The organism is Zarconia sp., assembly GCF_057467645.1.
In genome coordinates this window covers 48,348-54,677 of the sequence record NZ_JBRJXU010000021.1, presented here as the reverse complement: position 1 = coordinate 54,677, position 6,330 = coordinate 48,348, and the positions used below count along the sequence as shown (strand labels likewise).

Sequence of the window (6,330 nt, the reverse complement as noted above, 5' to 3'; positions counted from 1 at the left end):
CGCCCCAGTCGCAACCGGCTTCACCCCCCTCATCTTCCCCAGACGATGACTGGACGAGTTCGAGCAAACCCAATAAAGAAGACTGGTAAGAGCGAGTTGGGTTGAATGTGAAGCTAGGCAGAGGTGGCTTCGGGGGTAGGGAAGGAAGAGTACGAGCGTCATTGAGATTGAAGAGCTAGTGCTGCTACACAGAATTAACAATCTGTGAGTTCGGGATAAGCTGAACCCCTGATTCTGCCGTTACGGATTTTCAGCATTTGTCGGTCTCAAACCTGCATTCTCTCGTTGAGGCAGTTAAAAATCGACTCTTAACCCGAACTGACGTTAACGATGCATCTTGAAAAGTTGAACGGGACCCAAACCGACACATCCTGCGCCCACTTTTCGTAAAATGCAAAATGCTTACTATGCATAGCTTTGGGCGGTTGAGAACTGGGTACTTATTTCTGCCACACTGCACTAGGAGGGTCAATGCGTGACGAGCGCCTCATCACCGCGTCTCCGCGTCTCCGTCTCTCCCCCAGCTCCCCTTCAATCCTGCGCGCCATGGGCTTTGAGAAATTTGACGACCTCGGGATAGCCGTTAAATTCAGCGATCGCTAAGGCCGTGTAACCCCCGCGATTTTTTAAGTTGACCTGCGCTCCGGCTTTCACCAACTGCCGGACTGCCTCGAGATGACCTAAATGTGCCGCCCACATGAGGGCCGTTGCTCCCGCCTTATCTTGTTGATTGGGATCGGCTTCCCCAGCCAGTAGTGCCGCGATGACTGCGGTATCGTCGCGATCGGCCGCTTGCATGAGGGGGGTCTGTCCTTTTTTGTTCGTAACGTTGGCATTGGCCCCCAGTTCGAGCAGTACTTTTACCGTATCTGCATGTCCGGCTTCAGCAGTCAGAGCGATCGGCGTTTCCTCGAAATTGCGCGAGTTCACCGAGGCACCCTTGGCACCCAAAAGGGAAACAATTTCCGTATAACCGTGCATGGCCGCGACCAGTAACGGCGTATCCCCCAAGCGATTGCGATGTTGGGCGTCAGCACCGCGCTCGAGCAGTAATTTCACCATCGAGGTGTGACCTTCAACCACCGCCAAGTTTAATGCCGTGTCGTCTTCGCCATCCTTGGCGTCGATCTGCGCCCCGGCATCCAGCAAAAAGGTGGCGATCGCGGTGTATCCTCCTGCCGCTGCAGCCATGAGAGCGGTGGCTTCCGTTCCGTTGCGGGCGTTGACATCCGCTCCCGCAGTTACTAACGCCTGGACGATCGCCGTTTGACCGAGATCTGCCGCCAACATCAATGCGGTTTCCCCATCTTTATCTTGGGTTTCCAGAGCTACCCCAGCGGCAATAAAAGCCTCAACGGTGGCCATCTGCCCCATTTGAGTGGCTTGCATCAACAACGTGCGACTGTTGCCAAATCGAAGACCCGCATCTGCCCCCGCAGCTAAGAGGAGTTGCACCATTGGCGGATGCTGGTGGATGACCGCCAAGCGCAAAGCGGTATCTTTATCGTTATCTTGTAAATTCACTTGCGCCCCGGCTTCTAGCAACAAATGAGCGCACAACCGATCGCCGTTCAGAGCCGCTGCCATTAAGGCGGTACTACCATCGTCATTTCGGGCATTCGCATCGGTTCCAGCGGCGAGTAAATCTCTGACCGCGTCCAGGTGACGGTTAGCCGCAGCTAACATTAATGCCGTCACCCCGTGAACCCGGCGATGCAGGTTGAAATCAGCTCCGGCGGCGAGCAAGATCCGCAGGATTTCCGTAGTTCCGTTGGCGGCTGCAAACATGAGCGCGCTCGTGCCATCTTTATCGATCGCATCGACATTCGCTCGTCCTCGCCCGAGTATCTCTCGAATTAGTTGGAGTTCGCCTTGCCGAGCGGCTTTTAGCAGTAAAATATCGTCTTGAGAAGATGCCATGCCGAACCCCGAATTGTCCTGTGGGAGTGCCGCCATTTAGTATATCGGATCGCCGTTAGATATCTGGAGGAAAAGGGAGCTGGAGGGGACAAGGGGACAAGGGGACAAGGGGACAAGGGGACAAGGGGACAAGGGAGATGAATTGTGCCGACATCCGTTCACCCCATCCCCAACACCCCACACCCCATCACCCTAGGTCTATTTAGAATGTCAGGACCTGACGATCGGCTCTCAAACGCCGGCACGAATGGGAATGGAAATCCGAAACGTCGTTCCCAAATCGGGTTGCGAGTGACAATCAAATTTACCCCCATGTTTTTCCACGACAATTTGCCGCGCGATCGATAACCCAATTCCCGTTCCTACCCCAGGCGGTTTGGTGGTAAAAAATGGCTCGAAGATCCGAGAACGAACGGATTCGGGAATGCCGCAGCCATTGTCGGAAATTTCCACGATCGCCCACTGTTTCTCGACCCGTTGAGTCCGCACCAGTAGGGTGGGTTGGATGCAGTTGCCCCGTTCGATCGCCTCTTCTAGAGCATCGATGCCATTACTGATGATATTCATAAACACCTGATTGAGCTGACCGGCGTAGCATTCAACCGGGGGTAGGTCGGCATAGTCCTCAATGACTTCAATTTTGCCGCGATTGCTATTGGCCTTCAACCGATAGTGCAAAATCAACAGCGTGCTCTCGATCCCCTCATGAATATCCACCGGGGTCATCTGGGTCAAATCCAAACGGGAGAAGTTCCGCAGCGACAGCACGATCTGGCGGATTCGATCGGCTCCCATCTTCATCGAGGCGACCATTTTTGGCAAGTCTTCGATCGTAAACTCGAGATCGATATCTTCTGCAAGCTGTTCGATCTCTTCTGGGGGAGAGGGATAGCACTCTTGATAGAGCTTCATCAGCTCGATTAAATTATCGACGTATTCTAGGGTGTGGATGGAGTTACCGTAGATGAAATTCACCGGATTGTTAATTTCGTGGGCGACTCCTGCCATCAATTCCCCCAAACTCGACATTTTCTCGCTTTGGATGAGTTGCGCTTGAGCCTGTTTCAACTCATCGAGAGCCCGTTGAGCCCGTTGAGCTTGCGCTCGAGCGATGGTGGTGGCTTGTTTGCTTTGTTCGTAGAGTTCGGCTTGTCCGATGGCGATCGCCGCTTGGTTGGCCAGCTGTTCGAGCAGTTCGATTTCTGCCGGCTGCCACGCGCGGGTGCTGCGACACTGATGCAAAATTAACAACCCCCATAACTGTGCGTTCCACTCGTGGCGAATGGGAATCGTTAAATTGGCCTTCACCTGCAGCGACTGCAAAAATTCTCGATGGCACGGGGCCAAACTTTCATCGTCAGTATCTTCAATCGCCCGGATTTTACCTCTCGATGCCAGCCGCATCGAGTCGTTGGGAAAACATTCTGAGGGTTCTTTTTGTCCTAAAATCGACGACCATTGGCCCCGAACTTCTTCGACGGTGACTTCCCCCCACCCTTCGCGATTGAGTTGGTAGATGACCGCGCGATCGACATCGAGAAGCACGCTCACCTCCCGGACGATCGCCGATAAAATCGTGGGAATATCCAAAGTGCTGCGAATGCGATCGGTAATTTGTTTGCGCAGTTGACCGAATTGGAGGGATTGCTGTAATTTCGCGGTGCGCTCTCGCACTTGCAATTCCAGTGTGGCATTGAGCGATCGCACCTGTTGGTAAAGCTGGTATTGCTCGACGGCCATGGAGAATTGCTCCCGCAATGCTGTCGCCAGTTCCAGATCTTGAGCCGTCCAGGGTTGGGTTTGAGCGGTTTTTTTCTCCCGCCAGGTTTCAAAAGACGGTCGAGGATGCTGTTGTTTTTCGCGAGGGTCGAAATATCCCGCCCACAACCGCTCGGTTTCGACTTCGGCGCGGAAAATACTTAAATAGCCCAGATGCTGCTGGCGATATTGTAGGGGCAGAACCAGCAGACCGCGAAGGGCAGTGGAACGAAAGCTGGGGGCAACGGACTCTAAATGGGGTGCGATGTAGAGATCGTCAATGGCTTGGATGCAATCGCCACTCGACTCCTTCTCCCATTGCAACCATAATTCTTCGAGTTGAGTGGGGCGATCGAATTTGGGTTGCTCTCCCCAACAAATCAAATGAGCGTCAGCACTCAAGAACAAACGTCCCCCCGCACCGTTGAGGGCGTTTACCGTTCCTTTGAGGGCCGTCGCCAGTTCGATCGTCGGTTGAGCGTGCAGTAACGTGGCAATTTGGGTAATTGTGGCATCCCGTTGGCTTTTTGCTTGAGCCTGGGCTAAGAGGTTGGACTGAGCGATGGCGAGGGAAACGCGATCGACCACCATCTGTACCAATTCCACATTGAGTGGGGAAATTTCTTGCGGCTGGGAGTGATGAGAGACGAGTAACCCCCAGAGCCGATTTCGACCCGGTTGAGAGCCATCGAGCGCGTCTTCGTTCGCTAAAATCGGGACGACGAGGGAGGAAGCGACCCCCATGGCTTCGAGATACTCTCGATGGCACGGATCGAGGGTCCGATCGTCGATTTGTCCCGGTCGTTCTTCCTCAAACGAACTGCGAGAGATGGAGTTGGTTTGGCGATCGACAATGGAACGAACCCGCAGCTTGACGAACATTTCGCGGGCGGATTGAGGAATGTCATCGGCGGGAAAACTCAAACCGAGCAAAGAAGGTAGGCGATTCTCGTCTAGGGATTCCGCGATCGCTTTGCCACTGCCATCCTCGCGAAACCGATACACGAGCACTCGATCGGTTCCCAAGACCGATCGCACTTCAGCGGCCGTGGTCGCTAAAATTTCCTTGAGATCTAAAGACTGGCGAATGCGATGGGTAATACGGTGTAGCAACACTTCCCGCTCCAGTTGCTTGGGCGGTACTGGCGTGCTTTCTTCCATAGGGGTAAACCTTCCTTCCTAACGTTCACCGTTAGCTCGCTTTTGGCGAGATGCACGATTTATGGAACGCAATGTCAAGTTTGCACGCTCTAAGGGTGACGAGCGCCCAATCGACTCCCATCCTCTTCATCCTCGAGCGCCGATCTTGTGTTCTTCAAATGGGTAAACGACCCAGAGCGCTTGCACGTACGCCTCGTCTCAAAATGGTTTCGATCTCTCGATGGTGCAAGAATGGGATTTTTGTTGCGATCGAGATGTTGGCGATCGCACGCATCTAAGATCGCACTCGGATTGCTCAATTCAAAATTGACACCACAGCGACTAAATTGAAACTGATTTTGTAGGACGACGAGGTTTCAATATTATAAATAATAAATTAACGTTTTAGGCGACCTCAATCGATTCAAAAGAATTGACTTAGGCGAGATTATTCATCAAAACCTCAAATCCCGATCTCTCTCGAATCGCAAAAAACAGACTGTTTTTTCGGTAAATTGCCAATCTGCTTGCGAGGCAAGGGTTGGGAAAATTTTCGTCGAACCTCATGAATAATGCCGGTTAGGCGCAAAAATGGCGAACCGATCGAGAGCATCCTACTGACTTCTGAGGAATTGAACGTGTGGCGCCAAGAGCAGTCTGAAATCGTCTCCAGCTCCGATGCGACTCATTGAAAGTGTCCGATCTTCGCCGTCAGTGGTCCGATTAAAACCCCGATACAGCTTTTAACTTCAACTTCTGTCCAGCTAAAACGCCTGAAATTATGGCTGTCTTGCGAGAGTCTAAAGCTGTTTCGCACAAGGGACATAAAACCCATAGTGACCCCGTTGGCGTAGCCGTCCTGAAAGGGCGAGGAGTCTCTCATAACTGCTCAATGCTGACCGTGATGCTCTGTGTCATGAGTCGCGAATGGGTCAACGATGCTCAAAGTCTCGATCTTTCTGGCGAATTGCCTCGCGCACGCTCATAAGAATTTTCCCCAGGTGATTTTGACCGGTTTTATCCAAACCGCAACCCCAAAAGTAATCTCTCGGAGAATCTTCGACGATGGTTTCATCACCCGTTGCCAGTAACGTCTGTTGAAGCTCGGAATGGGTGATAAATTTGGCGAACACTGCCTCTCGCATCACCACCGTTTTCACCGAGTTCCAGTCTGGACGACAGGTGCGGGCGAGATCTCGACCTAATTGTGCCGCTTCCTCAGGTGTTGGAGCATTTCGGATCGTCACCATCAGAGGTTCGTCCGTAGTGCCAAGGAATTTATGAGCTTGGTAGTAATGTTCGACGGTCTGCCAGTCCTGACCTCCCAGATAAATACCGTGGGGCGAAAAGTTTGAGAAACAGCCGTAGGGATCGCTGACTTTATAAAAATAGATCGTCATACTTATCGAATGGGCAACACTCCCATTTCATCATCCCCGATAATGGGTAGAAGGTAAGCACTTCGCCTTGGGCGATTCGCTCTTCGCTAAAAATAGGCAAAGGGGAACGGGG

Annotated in this window: 3 protein-coding genes; all 3 read right to left on the bottom strand. The window is 52.6% G+C overall.

The genetic code is table 11. The annotated features are described in order from the left end of the window. Positions 1-531: 531 nt before the first annotated feature. On the bottom strand, positions 532-1,920 hold the full coding sequence (locus tag AC2215_RS03565; RefSeq protein ID WP_486808577.1) for an ankyrin repeat domain-containing protein: 1,389 nt from the start codon (positions 1,918-1,920) through the stop codon (positions 532-534). Positions 1,921-2,151: 231 nt separating this feature from the next. Continuing rightward, positions 2,152-4,839 (bottom strand): GAF domain-containing sensor histidine kinase, encoded by a 2,688-nt coding sequence (locus AC2215_RS03560; RefSeq protein WP_486808576.1) that lies wholly within the window; start codon positions 4,837-4,839, stop codon positions 2,152-2,154. 911 nt (positions 4,840-5,750) lie between these two features. Then, positions 5,751-6,218 (bottom strand): riboflavin biosynthesis intermediates N-glycosidase, encoded by a 468-nt coding sequence (ybiA, locus tag AC2215_RS03555; protein WP_486808575.1) that lies wholly within the window; start codon positions 6,216-6,218, stop codon positions 5,751-5,753. Between the last annotated feature and the right edge of the window lie 112 nt (positions 6,219-6,330).